The sequence below is a fragment of the Mesorhizobium sp. M0496 genome, from assembly GCF_040321205.1.
Lineage (GTDB): Bacteria > Pseudomonadota > Alphaproteobacteria > Rhizobiales > Rhizobiaceae > Mesorhizobium.
The window spans coordinates 82,980-100,720 of sequence record NZ_JAMYRC010000003.1 but is presented as its reverse complement, the minus strand read 5'-3'; the positions used below and the strand labels follow the sequence as shown (position 1 = coordinate 100,720).

Annotated in this window: 20 protein-coding genes; 14 read left to right on the top strand and 6 right to left on the bottom strand. The window is 62.0% G+C overall.

Annotation, left to right across the window (positions count from 1 at the left end; all coding sequences use genetic code 11):
* Window positions 1–57 precede the first annotated feature (57 nt).
* The 6 genes from NKI73_RS05355 to NKI73_RS05330 all read left to right on the top strand — a co-directional run bounded on the left by NKI73_RS05355 (window position 58) and on the right by NKI73_RS05330 (window position 4,478).
* Window positions 58–765: a metal-dependent hydrolase gene (locus NKI73_RS05355; protein WP_352627814.1), complete on the top strand. Its 708-nt coding sequence runs from the start codon at window positions 58–60 to the stop codon at window positions 763–765.
* 24 nt (window positions 766–789) lie between these two features.
* Window positions 790–1,206 (top strand): hypothetical protein, encoded by a 417-nt coding sequence (locus NKI73_RS05350; protein WP_352627813.1) that lies wholly within the window; start codon window positions 790–792, stop codon window positions 1,204–1,206.
* A gap of 129 nt (window positions 1,207–1,335) precedes the next feature.
* On the top strand, window positions 1,336–1,623 hold the full coding sequence (gene gatC, locus NKI73_RS05345) for an Asp-tRNA(Asn)/Glu-tRNA(Gln) amidotransferase subunit GatC (RefSeq protein WP_352627812.1): 288 nt from the start codon (window positions 1,336–1,338) through the stop codon (window positions 1,621–1,623).
* 7 nt (window positions 1,624–1,630) lie between these two features.
* Window positions 1,631–2,086 carry a GNAT family N-acetyltransferase gene (locus NKI73_RS05340; RefSeq protein WP_352627811.1) on the top strand — a complete coding sequence of 152 codons (456 nt, stop codon included), beginning with the start codon at window positions 1,631–1,633 and terminating at the stop codon, window positions 2,084–2,086.
* The gene (locus tag NKI73_RS05335; RefSeq protein WP_352627810.1) at window positions 2,086–3,651 is read left to right on the top strand and encodes an amidase; all 1,566 of its coding nucleotides are present in this window, start codon (window positions 2,086–2,088) and stop codon (window positions 3,649–3,651) included. The genes NKI73_RS05340 and NKI73_RS05335 overlap by 1 nt, the downstream gene beginning before the upstream one ends.
* Window positions 3,652–3,680: 29 nt before the next feature.
* On the top strand, window positions 3,681–4,478 hold the full coding sequence (locus NKI73_RS05330; RefSeq protein WP_352627809.1) for a YdcF family protein: 798 nt from the start codon (window positions 3,681–3,683) through the stop codon (window positions 4,476–4,478).
* Here NKI73_RS05330 and NKI73_RS05325 read toward each other — a convergent pair.
* On the bottom strand, window positions 4,451–5,170 hold the full coding sequence (locus tag NKI73_RS05325; RefSeq protein ID WP_352627808.1) for a DUF599 domain-containing protein: 720 nt from the start codon (window positions 5,168–5,170) through the stop codon (window positions 4,451–4,453). The genes NKI73_RS05330 and NKI73_RS05325 overlap by 28 nt on opposite strands.
* Before the next feature lie 180 nt (window positions 5,171–5,350).
* Here NKI73_RS05325 and NKI73_RS05320 point away from each other — a divergent pair, with 180 nt between their 5' ends.
* The 4 genes from NKI73_RS05320 (at window position 5,351) to NKI73_RS05305 (ending at window position 8,781) form a co-directional block, all read left to right on the top strand.
* Entirely contained in the window at window positions 5,351–6,754 is a 1,404-nt protein-coding gene (locus NKI73_RS05320; RefSeq protein WP_352627807.1) for an L-serine ammonia-lyase, read from the top strand.
* Window positions 6,755–6,830: 76 nt separating this feature from the next.
* Complete coding sequence (locus NKI73_RS05315; protein ID WP_352627806.1) at window positions 6,831–7,268, top strand: DUF1489 family protein; 438 nt, start codon at window positions 6,831–6,833, stop codon at window positions 7,266–7,268.
* 83 nt (window positions 7,269–7,351) lie between these two features.
* Window positions 7,352–8,083: a vWA domain-containing protein gene (locus tag NKI73_RS05310; RefSeq protein WP_352627805.1), complete on the top strand. Its 732-nt coding sequence runs from the start codon at window positions 7,352–7,354 to the stop codon at window positions 8,081–8,083.
* The gene (locus NKI73_RS05305) at window positions 8,083–8,781 is read left to right on the top strand and encodes a DnaJ domain-containing protein (RefSeq protein ID WP_352627804.1); all 699 of its coding nucleotides are present in this window, start codon (window positions 8,083–8,085) and stop codon (window positions 8,779–8,781) included. Before NKI73_RS05310 ends, NKI73_RS05305 begins: the two co-directional genes overlap by 1 nt.
* 46 nt (window positions 8,782–8,827) lie before the next feature.
* Here NKI73_RS05305 and NKI73_RS05300 read toward each other — a convergent pair whose 3' ends face one another.
* The gene (locus tag NKI73_RS05300) at window positions 8,828–10,237 is read right to left on the bottom strand and encodes an SPOR domain-containing protein (RefSeq protein WP_352627803.1); all 1,410 of its coding nucleotides are present in this window, start codon (window positions 10,235–10,237) and stop codon (window positions 8,828–8,830) included.
* 284 nt (window positions 10,238–10,521) lie between these two features.
* Here NKI73_RS05300 and NKI73_RS05295 point away from each other — a divergent pair, with 284 nt between their 5' ends.
* From NKI73_RS05295 to NKI73_RS05280, 4 genes are all read left to right on the top strand, one after another.
* Window positions 10,522–10,851, top strand: a complete 330-nt coding sequence (locus NKI73_RS05295; protein ID WP_352627802.1) for a phasin family protein — start codon at window positions 10,522–10,524, stop codon at window positions 10,849–10,851.
* Window positions 10,852–11,129: 278 nt separating this feature from the next.
* On the top strand, window positions 11,130–11,459 hold the full coding sequence (clpS, locus tag NKI73_RS05290) for an ATP-dependent Clp protease adapter ClpS (RefSeq protein ID WP_010909565.1): 330 nt from the start codon (window positions 11,130–11,132) through the stop codon (window positions 11,457–11,459).
* Window positions 11,460–11,465: 6 nt separating this feature from the next.
* On the top strand, window positions 11,466–13,934 hold the full coding sequence (gene clpA, locus NKI73_RS05285) for an ATP-dependent Clp protease ATP-binding subunit ClpA (RefSeq protein WP_352627801.1): 2,469 nt from the start codon (window positions 11,466–11,468) through the stop codon (window positions 13,932–13,934).
* A gap of 61 nt (window positions 13,935–13,995) precedes the next feature.
* Window positions 13,996–14,622, top strand: coding sequence for a chloramphenicol phosphotransferase CPT family protein (locus tag NKI73_RS05280; RefSeq protein ID WP_352627800.1), 627 nt, complete (start codon window positions 13,996–13,998; stop codon window positions 14,620–14,622).
* A 31-nt stretch (window positions 14,623–14,653) separates the two neighbouring features.
* On the opposite strand, the gene NKI73_RS05275 is transcribed toward NKI73_RS05280, so the two are convergent.
* The 4 genes from NKI73_RS05275 to NKI73_RS05260 form a co-directional block, all read right to left on the bottom strand.
* Window positions 14,654–15,085 (bottom strand): HIT family protein, encoded by a 432-nt coding sequence (locus NKI73_RS05275; RefSeq protein ID WP_352627799.1) that lies wholly within the window; start codon window positions 15,083–15,085, stop codon window positions 14,654–14,656.
* 90 nt (window positions 15,086–15,175) lie between these two features.
* Window positions 15,176–16,390 carry a GNAT family N-acetyltransferase gene (locus tag NKI73_RS05270; protein WP_352627798.1) on the bottom strand — a complete coding sequence of 405 codons (1,215 nt, stop codon included), beginning with the start codon at window positions 16,388–16,390 and terminating at the stop codon, window positions 15,176–15,178.
* Between the two features lie 50 nt (window positions 16,391–16,440).
* Window positions 16,441–17,169 (bottom strand): glycerophosphodiester phosphodiesterase, encoded by a 729-nt coding sequence (locus tag NKI73_RS05265; RefSeq protein ID WP_352627797.1) that lies wholly within the window; start codon window positions 17,167–17,169, stop codon window positions 16,441–16,443.
* 14 nt (window positions 17,170–17,183) lie between these two features.
* Entirely contained in the window at window positions 17,184–17,648 is a 465-nt protein-coding gene (locus NKI73_RS05260) for a RidA family protein (protein WP_352627796.1), read from the bottom strand.
* Window positions 17,649–17,741: the final 93 nt, after the last annotated feature.

Genomic DNA, 17,741 nt, shown 5'->3' with positions numbered 1-17,741 from the left:
ATCTCCGGGCTGTCGGCGTTCTATCCTTTGGCAAGACAAAAATCGAGGAATGCATTCATGAAACTGACCTGGTACGGCCACTCGGCCTTCCGCATCGAAACGGCTGACGCCAAGATCCTCATCGATCCCTATCTGATCGGCAATCCGTCCTGGACGGGCGGTTGGGAAGGACCGGCCGAGGGCATCACGCATGTGCTGCTGACGCATGGTCACAGCGACCACACCAGCGGCGCGCTGGAAGTGCTCGGCAAAAGCGGCGCCCAGTTGGTCGCGAATTTCGAGATCTGCATGTACCTGGTCGGCAAGGGCGCCAGCGACAAGAAGATCAATCCCGGCAACATCGGCGGCACCGTCGATTGCGGCAGCTTCACCACCACGTTCGTCCAGGCGCTGCACTCGTCCTCGTTCCCGGGCGATGGCGGCCAGAACACCTATCTTGGCAATCCGGGCGGCCTTGTCCTGCATTTCCCGGAAGACAAGACGCTCTATCACATGGGCGATACCGACATCTTTTCTGACATGGCGCTGATCAATGAGTTGCATGAACCGAAGATCGGCATCGTGCCGATCGGCGACCGTTTCACCATGGGCGGCGCAGTGGCGGCACTTGCCTGCCGCCGCTTCTTCAAGTTCGAAACCGTTATCCCTTGTCATTTCGGCACGTTCCCGATGATCGATCAGACCGCTGATAAGTTCGAGGCGGGACTGGAGGGATCCGGTGTGACGGTGGCATTGCCGAAAATCGGTGAGACGATTACTGTCTAGAAACAGCTAAAGCGGAATGAATCCATGGCGTTGGGGCGATCTCTTTGCGTATCCATGTTTGTCGCGGCGTCGCCCGCGCTCGCCGCGGATGATTTCATCGAAGGCGTCTACCTTCAGTCCGAGGAGCTTTGCAAACAGGCAAAAAGGGACACGCTGCAAACGTTGATCGACGCCGGCAACATCGTTCTTTCGGCGCATGGCCTGCAAGGCGTCGAGTACAATTGCGAGTTTCTGCAGATCAGCAAGGCAACGGCTTCGCCAAGCTGGGCGGTGACGGCCATCTGCCAGGAACCGGGCTATGTCTTTCCGGATGTGCTCTCGGTGACGCAAATGAACGCGAAGCAAGTCGATCTCGTATCGGTCCGGCCGGCCGGTGACGAAAGCGAGGCAAGCGGCAATAGCGGCAGCTACTATCTGTGCGAGGGCGTTGCCCTGCCATAGACAGCGCCTTGTCCTTGGACCGATGGCCGAGAACCGGGCCGCCACCACGGTCTGATCTGCCGCACGATGCATGTTGCGCACCGCGCGCGGCGCCGCTATAGCCCGAACTGGTTTTCCCCGAGGCAAAACATGTCTGTTGATCTGCAAACAGTGAAGCGCGTCGCGCATCTCGCCCGCATCGCGGTGAGTGAAGAAGATGCCCAACGCATGACCGGCGAGCTGAATGCTATACTAGGCTTCGTCGAGCAGTTGAACGAGGTCGATGTTTCCGGCGTCGAACCGATGACTTCGGTGACGCCGATGGAGATGAAGAAGCGCCAGGACGTTGTCACCGACGGCAGCAAGGCGGCCGACATCGTCGCCAATGCGCCGGCGACCGACGAGAATTTCTTCCTCGTTCCGAAGGTCGTGGAGTAGCGGGCCGATGGCAATCGAGATCGCCATCGAGACGCCGCTGCAGGACGACGTGCGCGGCCTGGTCGAGGAACTCAACGAAACCTTGCTCGAATTGACGCCGCCTGAGCACTGCTACCATCTGACGGTCGAGCAGATGGCCGGTGAGGATACGACCGTTTTCATCGCCCGCGAGGATGGTCTCGCTGTTGGCTGCGGTGCGTTGAAGCGCCATGACGGCGCCACCGGCGAGGTCAAGCGCATGTACACACGGCCTTCGCATCGCGGCCGCAAGATCGGCGCCAGCATCGTCGAGCGGGTCGAGGCGCTGGCGCGTACTGAGGGGCTGAAGCGCCTGGTGCTGGAGACGGGCGATCGCCATCCCGCCGCCTGGACTGTCTACGAACGCGCCGGGTTTTCGCGCTGCGGCCCGGTGCTGGATTATCCCGATTCCGAGTGGTCGGTGTTTTACGAAAAGAGCCTTTGATGAGCGACCTGACCCAGCTGACGATTTCGCAGGCGCGCGCCAAGTTGCGCGGCAAGGAGATCACCGCGACCGAACTCACCGGGGCCTATCTCGCGGCCATCGATCGCGCCAATCCGGCGCTCAATGCCTATGTCGCGGTGACCAGTGACAAGGCGCGCGACATGGCCAAGGCCTCCGACGCAAAACTGGCGAAGGGCGAGGGCGGTGCGCTGGAAGGCATCCCGCTCGGTATCAAGGACCTGTTCGGTACCGAAGGCGTCCATACGCAGGCCTGCAGCCATGTGCTCGACGGCTTCAAGCCGCGCTACGAATCGACTGTCACCGCCAATCTGTGGGCCGACGGCGCGGTGATGCTCGGCAAGCTTAACATGGACGAGTTCGCCATGGGGTCGTCCAACGAGACGTCTTATTATGGTCCCGTCATCAACCCATGGCGGCGTTTGCGTGTCGACACGGTGGTGATGCCGACGACGCATCAGGGTGACGGCGGCTTCGTGTCGGCCGGCGGCACCAGGACCGCGCGCAGCTTGGACAATGCGCAGTTGGTGCCGGGTGGTTCTTCCGGCGGTTCAGCGACCGCCGTTTCGGCTTTTCTGTGCGCCGGCGCGACGGCGACGGATACCGGCGGCTCGATCCGCCAGCCAGCCGCCTTCACCGGCACGGTCGGCATCAAGCCGACCTATGGCCGCTGCTCGCGCTGGGGCATCGTCGCCTTCGCCTCGTCGCTCGACCAGGCCGGCCCGATCGCCCGTGACGTGCGCGATGCCGCGATCCTGTTGAAGTCGATGGCGTCCGTCGATCCGAAGGACACCACGTCGGTCGACCGGCCTGTGCCGGACTACGAAGCGGTGATCGGCAAGCCGATCAAGGGCATGAAGGTCGGCATTCCCCGGGAATACCGCGTCGATGGCATGCCCGAAGAGATCGAGGCGCTGTGGCAAAAGGGCATTGCCTGGCTGAAGGAGGCCGGCGCCGAGATCGTCGATATTTCCCTGCCGCACACCAAATACGCGCTGCCGGCCTACTACATCGTGGCCCCTGCCGAGGCTTCGTCCAACCTCGCCCGCTATGACGGCGTCCGCTACGGGTTGCGCGTGCCGGGCAAGGACATCGTCGACATGTACGAGAAGACGCGTGCAGCCGGTTTCGGCCGCGAGGTCAAGCGCCGCATCATGATCGGCACCTATGTGCTGTCGGCCGGCTATTACGACGCCTACTACCTACAGGCGCAGAAGGTGCGCAATCTGATCAAGCGCGACTTCGAGACTGTCTTCGCCGCCGGCGTCGATGTCATCCTGACCCCGGCAACGCCGTCCGCCGCCTTCGGCATCGCCGACGAGGACATGGCCGCCGATCCGGTCAAGATGTACCTCAACGACATTTTTACGGTCACGGTGAACATGGCCGGCCTGCCGGGCATCGCCGTGCCCGCCGGGCTCGACGCCAAGGGCCTGCCGCTCGGGCTGCAGCTGATCGGCCGGCCGTTCGACGAGGAAACCCTGTTCCAGACTGCTGCCGTCATCGAGCAGGCGGCCGGCACATTCCAGCCGGAAAAGTGGTGGTAAGCATGCCGCTCGTCCGAGAGCGATGAGCGATGTTCTTCTATTTTTCCAAGATATTCTGGTTTTTCATCCAACCGCTCAATTTGGCGATCTTCCTGTTGCTGGCGGGATTGCTCGCGGCGATGATAGGCCGCCCGCGGCTGGCGGTCACCGGCAGCGTGCTGGCCCTCCTGATCCTTGCGCTGTCGGCCTGGACGTCGCTTGGCGCCATGATGCTCAACCCGCTGGAAGAGCGCTTTGCGCGCCCGAAGCTGCCGGAAAAGGTCGACGGCATCGTCGTGCTCGGCGGCGGTTTTGAAGGCTCCATCAACCTGGTGCGCGGCGGCTATGATCTGAACAGCAGCGGCGATCGGATGGTCGAGGCCGCTGTCCTCGCCCGGCGCTTTCCCACCGCCAAAATCGTCGTCTCCGGCGGCACAGGCGAGTTGTTTCTCGATGGCGAGGGCGATGCCGCCACGGCACCCCGTCTGCTCACCGCGCTTGGTGTGACGGCCGATCGCCTGATCCTGGAGAACAAGTCCCGCAACACCTATGAGAATGCGGTCTTCACCAAGGAACTGGTGACGCCGAAGCCCGGCGAGACCTGGCTGCTGGTGACCTCGGCCTTCCATATGCCGCGCGCCAAGGCGCTGTTCGACAAGGCCGGCTTTGCGACCGTTCCGTGGCCGGTCGACTATCGCACTTCGGGACGGGAAGGCGTCGGCCTGTTTCGCGACAACCCGGCTGATTCGCTGCAGGCCACCACCACCGCCATCCGCGAATGGATCGGGCTTTTTGCCTATTGGCTGTCAGGCCGGATCGATCAGCCTTTTCCAGGGCCTGGCGGCTGACCGATCACCGCCTGTCTGGCCGCCGAGAAGAACTGGCGCCGCACCAGCACGGCCAGCAGCAACAGCGTCGACAACACGAACACCATGGGGTCGACGAACCAGCCGAGATAGCCGATCGAGAAGAACACGCCGCGCAGGCCGGAGTTGAAGTGCTTTCCCGCGAGCATGTTCATCTGCGCCGCACGCCACACCGCCGTTTCGGTAACCGGGTTGCGCGAGGCTTCGCCATGCGGGATCGGCACGGCGCCGATGAGGATCGTGCAGTAGTTGAACAGCCGATAAGCCCAGCCGAATTTGAAGAACGAAAATGCCAGGATCAGCACCAGTCCGAAGACCTTAATCTGGAAAGCCGCGCGCGACGGCGCGCCGCCCAAGGGCAGGTCGCTGAGCACTTCAAGAACCCGGTCCGACGCGCCGAGCAAGGCAAAGCAGCCGCCGATCGCGATCAGTGAGCTGGACGCGAAAAAGGCAGTGCCTTGCTGCAGGCCGCTCATGATGGCGGTGTCGACGATGCGGATCTCGCGTTCGGCCATGGTCCGCATCCAGGCTTGCCGCTGCGCATTCATAGCCGTGGTCAGCGACACGCGGCTGACCAGCTTGCCGTCGGAGGCGAACGTGTGCAGCAGCCACGCGAGGAGGAAGAAGGCTAGCGCCGCGAGATCGGCTGTCGGAAGATCGATAGAATCGCCCATGGACTGAATTTATCACATTCAGTGCGGGTCGCTTCGATGTCCGCGACCAGCGATCGGCACCAATGTCGCTGCCGGAGCAAACAAGGTCGGCTGGTGCAGCGCCGCGATTTCCAAAAGAGCGGAAATATCCTGGGAGTTCCTATATGTAGTCTTTGACCTGACTCCAGGAGACAACGCCGCGTGTTCCTTTCGGTTTTCGACCTGTTCAAGATCGGCATAGGACCCTCGAGTTCGCACACGATGGGGCCGATGACCGCAGCGGCGCGGTTTCTCGACGAGATCGCGGGAAGTGACTGGCCGCGCCCGGCGGGTGTGAAGGTCGACCGGCTTGGCGCCAGCCTGCATGGTTCGCTCGCCTACACCGGCATCGGCCACGGCAGTGATCGCGCGGTCGTGCTCGGCCTTGCCGGTCTGACGCCGCAGACGGTCGATCCCGATCAAGCCGATGGCATAGCCAGCCGCATCGCCGCCGAAAAGCGCATTTCGCCGCCCGGCCATCCCTCCTATCGCTTTGATCCGGCTACCGATCTGGTGCTGGACCGCAAGATGCCGCTCACCGGCCACGCCAATGGCATGGCCTTCTATGCTTATGATTCAGGCGGCCGCCTGCTGCTCAAGCGCATCTACTATTCGATCGGCGGCGGCTTCGTGGTTTCGGAAGAAGAGCTGCAGCGGATGAAGGCCAAGGGCTCGGTGACCACAGAAGGCAAGAAAGTGCCTTATCCCTTCAAGAACGCGGTCGAGATGCTGGCCATGGCCGGCAAAAGCGGTCTTTCCATCGCCGACATGAAGCGCGTCAACGAGGAGACGCAGATGTCGCGCGAGGAGCTCGACGCCGGCCTCGACGGCATCTGGAGCGCCATGAAGGGCTGCATCGACCGTGGCCTGTCGCAGGACGGCATCATGCCGGGCGGACTGAAGGTGCGCCGCCGCGCGCGCATGCTGCATGACAAGCTGCAGGAGCAGTGGCAGCAGAACAAGCCCAATCCGCTGCTCGCCAATGACTGGCTGTCGATCTACGCCATGGCGGTCAATGAGGAGAATGCCGCTGGCGGCCGGGTCGTCACCGCGCCGACCAATGGCGCGGCAGGCACGCTGCCGGCGGTGCTGCGCTATTGGCTGCATTTCCATCCTGAGGCCGACCAGCCGAGCATCCGCGACTTCCTGCTTACGGCAGCCGCCGTCGGCGGCATTATCAAGACCAACGCCTCGATTTCGGGCGCAGAGGTCGGCTGCCAGGGCGAGGTCGGGTCGGCGTCGGCGATGGCGGCGGCCGGCCTGTGCGCCGTCATGGGCGGCACGCCCGAGCAGGTCGAAAACGCCGCCGAGATCGCGCTCGAACATCATCTCGGCATGACCTGCGATCCGGTCGGCGGGCTGGTGCAAGTGCCGTGCATCGAGCGCAATGCGCTGGGCGCCGTCAAGGCGGTGACGGCTGCGTCACTGGCCATCAAGGGCGACGGCATCCATTTCGTACCACTCGATGCGGCGATCGAAACCATGCGCCAGACCGGCCTCGACATGAACGAGAAGTATAAGGAAACCAGCCTTGGCGGGCTAGCCGTCAATGTCGTGGAGTGCTGAGGTCTGGCCTAAGCCGCTACTGTGGAGAAGTCGATCAGGCCGTTGACGCATTCGCGTGCCGGTCTAACCTTATGCGATGTCTCTCAATCTCATAAAACTCTGTGTCGGCTGCGACAGCGTCGAGGATCTCGAAGAGTGGATTGCCTTCCGTCTCGACGAGCGGCGGCGCGCCGGTGAGCCGGTCGAGCAATACCACACCACCCGCATGATGCCGACGCGCGGCGCCGAAGTTACCGATGGCGGTTCGCTCTACTGGGTGATCAAGGGCAATGTGCAATGCCGCCAGCTGATCACCGAGATCCGGCCGTTCACCGACGGTGAGGGCGTCGGCCGCTGCCACCTGATACTCGACCCTGAGGTTGTTCGAACCGACTGGCAGCCGCGCCGGGCCTTTCAGGGCTGGCGCTATCTGAAGCCGGCGGACGCGCCACCCGATCTCGGCAAGGGCAAGGCCGGGCTGATCGAGATGCCGCCAAAACTCAGGCGCGAGCTTGCCGATCTCGGTCTGCTCTGACCCCTGAGAATCCAGGCCTCTGGCCCTCAATGTTGCCTTGGGCAGGGCTTGCAAGCGGTGGAACAACGCCACATCTTGTTTTCATGAACGACAAGAAGCAGCCCGTGCCCGCAAGGGCCAATCCTGCGCCGGTCAAACCTCAATCCGATGCCGGCGAGATCGAAGCCTTTCTTCGGCAGGCAAGGATGCTGGCTGCGTCGGCGACGGGCTCGGGCAGGCTGATCTTGTCGCTCGACGCGACGATGAGCCGCCAGCCGACCTGGGATCTGGCTTGTGAGCTGCAGGGCCAGATGTTCGATGCCGTCGGCAAGGCCGGAATCCTCAGCGTCCAACTGGTCTATTTTCGCGGGCTGGGCGAGTGCCGTTCGTCCGCTTTCGTAACCGATACCAATGCCTTGAAGCAGCTGATGACGCGAATCCAATGCCGCAGCGGCCACACCCAGATCGGCAAGGTGCTGGCGCATGCGCTGAAACAGACGGCTACGGCCAAGGTCAATGCGCTGGTCTATATCGGCGATGCGATGGAGGAAAACATCGACGATCTGGCCGAAATGGCCGGCAGCCTCGGCCTGCATGGCGTTCCTGTCTTCGTTTTCCAGGAAGGTCACGATTCCGGCGCAGAAAAAGCGTTTAAGGAAATCGCGCGGTTGTCCAAAGGGGCTTGGTTCCGATTTGATCGGCGGGCTGCCGCGACCCTGGCAGGATTGCTTTCAGCGGTTGCGGTGTTTGCAACCGGCGGGCTGAAGGCGCTTGAAGCCAGGGGCAGGCCGGAAGACCGGCTGATGATCGAGCATCTGCGGGGCGGCGGCAACTGATGGGCGCAGTTATCTTATTTGTTGCATTGCTTCTGGTGCTTCTCGGCGCGGTGACCATCTTTCTGCGCGCTGATCCGGGAAAACTGGCAAGCGGGATGCGCACGCTCGGGCCGGTTCTTTTGGCGCTGATCGGCGTCGCTGTGCTTGTGGTCGGGCGCGAAGGAATCGCCGGCATCATATTGGCCGCTGCAATTGCCTGGTATGGTTCGGTGCGAATGAAACACCAGACGGCCAGACCGGTGCAGGGCAAGCGTTCGACGGTGCGTACCGCGGCATTGGAAATGGAGCTTGATCACGCTACCGGCGGCCTCGAAGGACTGGTCCTGGCCGGCCGCCATGAAGGCAAGATGCTGGGTGCGATGGGGCTGGGAGAGTTGCAGCATCTCTACCGGGAACTCTCCGGCGATCCGGAGAGCCGGCAGTTGCTAGAGACGTATCTTGACGGCAGATTTCCCGTCTGGCGCAAAAACACTGAGACGAACGGTGGCGAAGGGTTGGGTGTTGCGCCAGGTTCGGGCGCCATGACTAAGGAGGAGGCCTACAAGGTCCTTGGTCTTGAAGCGGGGGCCGCCGCGGCGGATGTCCGCAAGGCGCACCGCCGCCTGATGCAGCGCCTGCACCCCGATATCGGCGGCACGTCTTTCCTGGCGGCGCGGATTAATGAAGCCAAGGACGTCTTGCTCTCCAATCACAACTAGTCTCCTTCGACGCAGAATTTTTCCGGGAGATGACTTCCACGCAGTCCTACTGCTGGACGGCGTAGCACTCGATGTTCTTCTTCTTCAAAGCGGTGCAGGCCTTCCAGGCGGCGGTCTTCGAACCAAAGCCACCGAAGCGGGCGCGGTAATAAGTGACCCCGTCCTTGTCGAAGGCGACGGTGAAGCCGGACGCGTCGGCCAGCACCTTGGGCGCTTGCTTGGTGGTCTTGTCGAGGAAGGCCTGGGCTTCGGACTGTTTTGGCGACGAGGCCACCTGAATGGCCCAGCCCGACGGCACCGACGCCGTGTTGACCGGGTCGACAGCCGCCGGCGTCGGCTCGGCATAGGCAGCGACGACCTGGGCGGTGGCAATTTGAGGGGCCGATACGATGACGGTCTTGACCTTCCTGGCCTTGACGACCGGGGCCGCCTCTTCGGCCTGCGCGGTGTCGTCTTCCGCGACCGTAGCGTCCTCGGCGACGGTGGCATCGTCCTGCGCCACATCAGGCTTGTCGTCCGGTGTCGGCGCGTCGTGCTTGGGCAAGAGCACTTTGGCAAGCGCGGTGATCGGGTTGTTGTCGCCGGCCTTGGCTACCAGATCGCCGCCGCCGCGGGTCGATGCCCTCGGCAAATAGGTGTTGATCAACGTCGCCATCTGATTGTCGCGGCTACCGCCTGAGGTGCCGCCCATGACGACGCCGACGATGCGGCGATTGCCGTCGGAAACCGACGAGACGAGGTTGAAGCCGGAGGCGCGGGTGTAGCCCGTCTTGATGCCGTCGACGCCCTTGATGCGCCCGAGCAGGCGGTTGTGGCCGTTGATGCGCTGGCGCCCATAGAGAAAGGAACGCTGCGAGAAATAGCCGTAATACTGCGGGAAATGCTCCCTCAGCGCGATGCCGAGCGTCGCCATGTCGCGCGCGGTGGTGAACTGGCCGGGATTGGGCAGGCCGTTGGCGTTCCGGAACACGGTGCCGTTCATGCCCAAGGCACGCGCCTTGGCGGTCATCATGCGGGCGAAAGTGGCTTCGTTGCCGCCGAGCATTTCGCCGAGCGCGGTTGCAGAGTCGTTTGCGGATTTGGTGACCATCGACAGGATCGCGGTCTCGACCGTAACCGAGCCGCCTGCCTTGACGCCGAGCTTCGTCGGCGGCTCGGCCGCGGCATTGGCCGAGAACACGACCTGCGAATTCCTGCTGATCTTGCCCTTCGCCAGTGCTTCGAAGGTCAGATAGAGCGTCATCATCTTGGTCAGCGATGCCGGATAGCGCCTGCCGTCTGCGTCCGCCGAATACAGCACCTTGCCGGTCTTGGCGTCGATGACGATGGCCGCCGACCTCGCCGCCAGCGACGAGGCAACGTCGCCGCAAACGAACGCCATCGCCATGGCGATGATCATGATCGTTTTGAGAGGGGAGGTGGATTTGGAAACGATGCCCAACAACGCCTTACGCACTGGTACTTCCCTTGGATTTCTTCGTTGCGCTGGAGGCGGCAAAGGGTCCTGCCTCGCTTCCGGCCAAGCTACCGGGGCAGCGTTACCAATCCGTTTATGGTAACCGCCGCGTTCACCATTTTATTCGGGCTTGAAGCTCTCTTTATTCGATTTTTAGCCATTGCCTGCGCAGGCGGGCTCGCACACCGCGAAACATTGACTTTTGTGCGGCGCACAATATATTGTAGTGCATTGCACAAGGGCGCCCCGAAGAAGGACGCCTCAACCGTCAAGGGAATCGTGAAATGACCCAGACCTATGAGGACTTCAGCAAATACGGCAAAGAATTTGCCGACACCGGATTGAAGAGCTTCGCGTCGCTCTCCAAGGGCGCCCAGGCGATCGCCACCGAGGCTGGCGAATACACCAAGAAGAGTTTTGAGTCCGGCAGCGCCACTGTGGAGAAGCTGTTTTCGGCCAAGTCGCTGGAAAAGGCGATCGAGATCCAGTCGGATTACGCCAAGCAGTCCTACGAGGCGTTCGTCGCCGAGGCCACCAAGATCGGCGATCTTTATGCCGAGCTCGCCAAGGAAGCTTACAAGCCTTTCGAATCGATCGTTGCCAAGGCGAAGTAACTTCGTCCCGGCATGACCCGGATTCGGCCCTTTGGGCCGTGACAAAACCCGGCTGCGGAAACGCGGCCGGGTTTTTTCATGTCAATTCCCGATCAAGGGCCTCTCGCCCCTTCACGATTGCGAAAATCGTCCAAGTTTGGTCACCTAGCCATATTGTCAGCTAAACAGAAGGGCTTAAAATCGTACATCGAACACCTACATGTCGGACTCGCATGGGGATTCGAAAAAGGCAGGAATACGTGACGATCGGTTTGACTGCCACGAGACACGTGGCGCGGATGCAAAACGGCGGCGGCGACGGCAATGAGGCCGGCCGCGGGACGGCCGTCATCACGCGCACCAAAACCAAGACCAAGAAGCCTAGCCTTTATCGGGTCCTCATCCTCAACGACGACTACACGCCCATGGAGTTCGTGGTTCACGTGCTGGAGCGTTTTTTCCAGAAGGACCGCGAAGCCGCCACACGCATCATGCTTCATGTTCACAATCATGGAGTGGGCGAGTGCGGGGTCTATACATTCGAGGTGGCCGAGACCAAAGTGTCCCAGGTCATGGATTTCGCCCGACAGAATCAGCATCCGCTGCAATGCGTGATGGAGAAGAAGTGAGGTAACATGCCGGCTTTCTCCCAAGGCCTGGAAAAGGCGCTTCACCAGGCGCTGACGCTCGCCAATGAGCGGCACCATGAATACGCAACCCTTGAACATTTGCTGCTCGCGCTCATCGACGACACCGAGGCCGCCGCCGTCATGCGCGCCTGCAATGTCGATCTCGATGAGCTCAAGCACACGGTTCTCACCTATATCGACACCGAACTCGACAACCTCGTCACCGGCTACGACGAGGACTCCAAGCCGACGGCCGGTTTCCAGCGCGTCATCCAGCGCGCGGTGATCCATGTGCAGTCATCGGGCCGCGAGGAAGTGTCGGGCGCCAACGTGCTCGTCGCCATCTTCGCCGAGCGCGAGAGCCATGCCGCCTATTTCCTGCAGGAACAGCAGATGACCCGCTACGACGCGGTCAACTACATCTCGCACGGCATCGCCAAGCGTCCGGGCGCGTCGGAGACCCGCTCGCCGCGCGGCGCCGATGACGAGCAGGGCGGCCAGAACGGCGCCGAGCCGCAGGAGGAAGGCGGCAAGAAGAAGCAGCAGCAGGACGCGCTGACGGCTTATTGCGTCAACCTCAACAACAAGGCCAAAGCCGGCAAGATCGACCCGCTGATCGGCCGCGAATCCGAGATCAACCGCACCATCCAGGTGCTGTGCCGCCGCTCCAAGAACAACCCGCTCTATGTCGGTGATCCCGGCGTCGGCAAGACGGCGATCGCCGAAGGCCTGGCCAAGCGCATCGTCGAGGGCGACGTTCCCGAAGTGCTGCACAACGCCACCATCTTCGCGCTCGACATGGGCACGCTGCTTGCCGGCACGCGCTATCGCGGTGATTTCGAGGAACGGCTGAAGCAGGTCGTCAAGGAACTCGAGGACTATCCAGGTGCTGTGCTGTTCATCGACGAGATCCACACGGTGATCGGGGCCGGGGCCACATCGGGCGGCGCCATGGATGCGTCGAATCTGTTGAAGCCGGCTCTGTCGTCGGGTGCGATCCGCTGCATCGGCTCGACCACCTACAAGGAATTCCGCCAGTTCTTCGAGAAGGACCGCGCCCTGGTGCGGCGCTTCCAGAAGATCGACGTCAACGAGCCGACCATCCAGGACGCTATCGAGATCATGAAGGGCCTGAAGCCCTATTATGAGGAATTCCACAAGGTGAAGTTCACCAACGAGGCGATCAAGGCCTCGGTGGAGCTTTCGGCGCGCTACATCAACGACCGCAAGCTGCCGGACAAGGCAATCGACGTGATCGACGAGACCGGCGCCTCGCAAATGCTGGTGCCGGAAAGCAAGCGCAAGAAGACCATCGGCATCAAGGAGATCGAAGCCACGATCGCCACCATGGCCCGCATCCCGCCGAAGACGGTTTCGGCCGACGACGAGAAGGTGCTGCAAGGCCTCGATATCGAGCTGAAGCGCGTCGTCTATGGTCAGGACACCGCGATTACCGCGCTGACCTCGGCCATCAAGCTCGCACGGGCCGGCCTGCGCGAACCGGAAAAGCCGATCGGCTCCTACCTGTTCTCCGGACCGACCGGCGTCGGCAAGACCGAAGTGGCCAAGCAGTTGGCCGCCTCGCTCGGCGTCGAGCTGATCCGCTTCGACATGTCGGAATACATGGAACGCCACACCGTTTCACGGCTGATCGGCGCCCCTCCCGGCTATGTCGGCTTCGACCAGGGCGGTCTTTTGACCGACGGCGTCGACCAGCATCCGCATTGCGTGCTGTTGCTGGACGAAGTCGAGAAGGCGCATCCGGACCTGTTCAACATCCTGTTGCAGGTGATGGACCACGGCAAGCTGACGGACCACAACGGCAAGCAGATCGACTTCCGCAATGTGATCCTGATCATGACCACCAATGCGGGTGCGTCGGATGCGCAGCGCGCGGCGATCGGCTTCGGCTCGACCAAGCGCGAAGGCGACGATGTCGAGGCGATCAACCGGCTGTTCACGCCGGAATTCCGCAACCGTCTCGATGCGATCATCCCGTTCGGCTCGCTGCCGGTGCCGGTCATCCATCAGGTGGTGCAGAAGTTCGTCATGCAGCTCGAAGCCCAGCTTTCCGAGCGTGGCGTCACCTTCGACCTGTCGTCAGATGCGATCGCCTGGCTCGCCGACAAGGGCTATGATGAGCGCATGGGAGCGCGGCCGCTCGGCCGGGTGATCCAGGAGCACATCAAGAAGCCGCTGGCCGACGAGGTGCTGTTCGGCAAGCTCAAGAAGGGCGGTACGGTGCGGGTCACCGTCGAGAAGAAGGAAACCGGCGAAACCGGCCTGAAGCTCGAATCGCTCGCCGACGAGGCGCCGGTGAAGCCGAAGAAGGAAGAGCCGGAAGAAACGCCGAAGCCCAGAAAGGCCGTGGCGAAGAAGCCCGCAGCCAAGAAGCTGGTGGCGCAGAAGCCCGAAGCCAAGGGCAAGGACGGCGGCAAGCGCAGCCTCGTGCCGCAACTGCCCCGAAAGAACTGACCTTGACGTAAGTCGAAAAAGCCCCGGAAACGGGGCTTTTTTCATTGGAGCGGGAGGATGCATGGCCGGGCAGATCATTATCCTGAACGGCGCGCCGCGATCGGGAAAATCAAGCATCGCGAGAGCTATTCAGGAGAGCTTCGACGGTGTCTGGCTCAATCTCGGTGTCGACGTCTACGAGCAGGCCACGCCGCCACGCTATCGGCCTGGGATAGGATTGCGGCCTGGCGGCGAGCGTCCGGACCTTGAGGCCTTCGTGCCCGGATTGTACGCCGCGCTCTACGAATCGATAGCCGCTCATAGCCGGTTGGAACTGAATGTCGTTGCGGATGTCGGCCATCACGATGCCTATTCGAAACCGCTCCACATCCTGGCCGATTGCGCTCGCCGTCTCGCCGGCCTGCCGGTGCTGCTTGTCGGTGTTCGCTGCCCGATCGAAATCATCATGGAAAGGCGTGCCGTCAGCGCGGCCGACAAGGGATATCTGACCGGTTCGCCCGACGATCCCGTGCCATTGCCCGTGCGTCTATGGCAGGAAGAGGTCCACCGGCCAGGCAAATACGATCTGGAAGTCGACACCTCGCTTTTGAGCCCTGTGCAATGCGCGGATACGATCCGCCTGCGGCTGGAGCAAGGCGTCGCTCGGCCGAGTGCCATCGAGCAACGGGCTCAACCCTCGGCCGGTTAAAGCTGTTTCCAGTTTGTCGGCGATTGCGGCGTCAGCCTTGCAGTGCCGCTCGTATCTTTTCGGCGTTTTCGACTAACACCTCCGGCTTCTCCATCTCGCCGGTGTGCGGCTTCAGCGGGACGCCGTCGAAGCGCGGGATCACATGCACATGCAGATGGTACACGGTCTGTCCCGAGGCCGGCTCATTGAACTGCATGACGGTGACGCCGTCGGCGCTGAAGGCCTTTTTTACCGCCTGCGCTAGCTTCTGAACGACCGTGAAAAGCGGACCGAAAATCGACGGATCGGCGTCAAGCAGGTTGCGCGACGGTACCTTCGGCACCACGAGCGTATGGCCTGGCCCCTGCGGCATCACATCCATGAAGGCTATGAACGCATCGTCCTCGTAGACGCGGTGCGAGGGAATTTCGCCGCGCAGGATTCTCGCGAAAATGTTGTCGGTGTCATAGGCGGTTTCAGCCATGGCAATGCTCCGGATTGTGACTTTCGTGTAACGAAGCCGTCGAAAGTCGGCAAGACGATCGTCGACCCTGCCCATCAGGGCAACCTGTTGCTATTCCTCCAGATCCTTGCGGAACGGGGTGTGCCCTTCGAGATATTCGCTCATCCGCTCCACCTCGTGGCGTTCGCGCCTGAGATAATCGGCAACGGCGTTGCGCAGGCCGGGATGAGCGATGTAGTGCGCGGAATGCATGGTCACCGGCCGGTAGCCGCGCGCCAGCTTGTGCTCGCCTTGCGCGCCTGCCTCGACCACCTTCAGCTTGCGTTCGATGGCGAAGTCGATCGCCTGATGGTAGCAAACCTCGAAATGCAGGAAGGGATGGTCCTCGATGCAGCCCCAGTTGCGGCCATATAGTGCGTCGAAGCCGATGAAATTGATGGCCCCGGCAATGTAGCGCCCGTTGCGCCTCGCCATCACCAGCAGGATATCGTCGGCCATGCGTTCGCCGATCAGCGAGAAGAACTGGCGGTTGAGATAGGGCCGGCCCCATTTGCGGCTGCCGGTGTCCATGTAGAAGGCATAAAAATCGTCCCAGGCCTTCTCGGTGATGTCCTTGCCGGTCAGCCGATCGATCGAAATGCCATCGGCAAGCGCTTCGCGCCTTTCCTTCTTCATCGCCTTTCGCTTGCGTGAGGCAAGGGTGGCGAGGAAGTCGTCATAGGTCGAAAAGCCTTCGTTGAAGAAATGGAATTGCTGGTCGGTGCGGTGCAGGAAACCTGCCGCTTCCAGCACTTCCACGTCGCTCTCTTGCGCGAAGGTGACATGCGCGGAAGAGACACCGAGTTTTTGCGTGACCGCCTTCAGACCGGCCGCGAGACCAGCCTTCACCGTGGCGCTGTCCTCACCCTTGGTGACCAGCAGGCGAGGGCCGGTGACCGGGGAAAATGGCACAGCACTTTGCAGTTTGGGATAGTAGCGGCCACCGGCGCGCTCGAACGCATCCGACCAGCCATGGTCGAACACATATTCGCCCTGGCTGTGCGATTTGAGATAGCAGGGCACCGCGCCCAGCAATCTGCCTTGCCCATCCTCCAGCCTGAGATGGTGGCCCTGCCAACCGGTGCGCCGCACGGCGCATCCGGAATCCTCAAGCGCGCTCAGAAAAGCGAAGGAAACCAAAGGATTGTAATTGGTTTCTGCATCGCCGCGCACAGTTCCGGCAAAGCTATTCCATTCCTCTGGGGTGAAAGCGCCGATGCCAGCGGCGACGCGGATCGAATAGTCCGCATTTGCTGTCTGGCCATCGCCCTCGTCGCCTTGATCCATGAGGCTTATTTAAGCTCCGTCCAGCTTGGTACAAGTCACGTTTCAGACACTCAGGCGACTTTGACAAGATCGGGTTCGAACCCCTCGAATGTCATCTGGTCGGCATATCTGAAGGTCAGGTCGACAGCCGGCTGGTCCTGCACGGTCCAAGTGATGACAGGCATTTTCAGCTTTTCACGCACGAAGCTGACGAACTCGTTCGGCAGGTCGCCGGCGGCATAGGAGGTGAAGACGATCTCGTGCGCCAGCATGGCGAAATGCGCCTCGATCAGCCTGACGTCTTTGCCGTAGGCGGTCAGTCCGCCCGGAATGCCCGGCGCGTGTTTCGGGAAATCGCGGACCAGCCAGTGGTCGAACGACATGATCGCGGCTTTGCCCTTGTAGCGCTTGAGCATCTTGCCGACGCTTGCCACCAGGCCTTCGTCATAGCCGGGTACGCCCTTCAGCTCGACGACCAGTGGCACGCGCCCGTCGATCAGGTCGAGCGCTTCCTGAAGCGTCGGCACATTGTCCGCCGTGCCACCGATCTTGAGCGCCGCCAGTTCCGCCGCTGTGCGCTGCCAGACGAAGCCGTCCTGGCCGGTCAGGCGCTTGAGATCGCCGTCATGGATGATGACCGGAATGCGGTCGGACGACAGGTGCACGTCGCATTCGATGGCATAGCCGCGCTCGGCCGCCGCCGCGAAGGCGGAAAGCGTGTTTTCCCAGCGCGTCTTGTTCATGTCATGGAAGCCGCGATGGGCGACGGGCCGGGCGGTCAGCCAGGATAGGTCAGTCATATCTGTCCCCTGGCTCATTCGACTTCAAAGATGGCTTCGATTTCCACTGCGGCATTAAGCGGCAGGCAGGCCGTGCCGACGGCGGAACGGGCATGCTTGCCGCGCTCGCCAAGCGCCGCGACCAGGAAATCGGAGGCGCCGTTGGCAACCAGATGCTGCTCGACAAACTCAGGCGTCGAAGCCACGAAAACGGTGATCTTCACCAACCGGCGGATCTTCTCGAGGTTGCCGAGCGCTGCCTTGGCCTGCGCCAGGATGTTGATCGCGCAGTATTTTGCCGCCTCTTTGCCGCCTGCCGTGTCGACGTCGCGGCCGTGCAGCCCGCTCGCCTGCAGCTTGCCGTCCTTGAGCGGCAATTGCCCGGCGGTGAACAGCAAATTGCCGGTCCTGCAATAGGGTACGTAGTTGGCAGCGGGCGCGGCGGCGACAGGAAGCGTCACGCCCAGGTCGCTTAGCCGCTTTTCGATTGTTTCACTCATGGTATTTCCCTATTGCTTGGTGACGCCGTGCCGGCCGGGCCGAAATTGCTATTTTTGCCTCGCTTCCGCCATGACTTTTTTTAAGCTGGACCA

Coding starts and splice junctions, on each gene's coding strand:
- NKI73_RS05330 (WP_352627809.1), top strand. CDS start 3,681: ATGTTCTTCTATTTTTCCAAGATATTCTGGTTTTTCATCCAACCGCTC.
- NKI73_RS05340 (WP_352627811.1), top strand. CDS start 1,631: ATGGCAATCGAGATCGCCATCGAGACGCCGCTGCAGGACGACGTGCGC.
- NKI73_RS05355 (WP_352627814.1), top strand. CDS start 58: ATGAAACTGACCTGGTACGGCCACTCGGCCTTCCGCATCGAAACGGCT.
- NKI73_RS05275 (WP_352627799.1), bottom strand. CDS start 15,085: ATGGCTGAAACCGCCTATGACACCGACAACATTTTCGCGAGAATCCTG.
- NKI73_RS05265 (WP_352627797.1), bottom strand. CDS start 17,169: ATGACTGACCTATCCTGGCTGACCGCCCGGCCCGTCGCCCATCGCGGC.
- NKI73_RS05310 (WP_352627805.1), top strand. CDS start 7,352: ATGAACGACAAGAAGCAGCCCGTGCCCGCAAGGGCCAATCCTGCGCCG.
- NKI73_RS05315 (WP_352627806.1), top strand. CDS start 6,831: ATGTCTCTCAATCTCATAAAACTCTGTGTCGGCTGCGACAGCGTCGAG.
- NKI73_RS05280 (WP_352627800.1), top strand. CDS start 13,996: ATGGCCGGGCAGATCATTATCCTGAACGGCGCGCCGCGATCGGGAAAA.
- NKI73_RS05305 (WP_352627804.1), top strand. CDS start 8,083: ATGGGCGCAGTTATCTTATTTGTTGCATTGCTTCTGGTGCTTCTCGGC.
- NKI73_RS05295 (WP_352627802.1), top strand. CDS start 10,522: ATGACCCAGACCTATGAGGACTTCAGCAAATACGGCAAAGAATTTGCC.
- NKI73_RS05325 (WP_352627808.1), bottom strand. CDS start 5,170: ATGGGCGATTCTATCGATCTTCCGACAGCCGATCTCGCGGCGCTAGCC.
- NKI73_RS05270 (WP_352627798.1), bottom strand. CDS start 16,390: ATGGATCAAGGCGACGAGGGCGATGGCCAGACAGCAAATGCGGACTAT.
- clpA (WP_352627801.1), top strand. CDS start 11,466: ATGCCGGCTTTCTCCCAAGGCCTGGAAAAGGCGCTTCACCAGGCGCTG.
- clpS (WP_010909565.1), top strand. CDS start 11,130: ATGCAAAACGGCGGCGGCGACGGCAATGAGGCCGGCCGCGGGACGGCC.
- NKI73_RS05350 (WP_352627813.1), top strand. CDS start 790: ATGGCGTTGGGGCGATCTCTTTGCGTATCCATGTTTGTCGCGGCGTCG.
- NKI73_RS05260 (WP_352627796.1), bottom strand. CDS start 17,648: ATGAGTGAAACAATCGAAAAGCGGCTAAGCGACCTGGGCGTGACGCTT.
- NKI73_RS05335 (WP_352627810.1), top strand. CDS start 2,086: ATGAGCGACCTGACCCAGCTGACGATTTCGCAGGCGCGCGCCAAGTTG.
- gatC (WP_352627812.1), top strand. CDS start 1,336: ATGTCTGTTGATCTGCAAACAGTGAAGCGCGTCGCGCATCTCGCCCGC.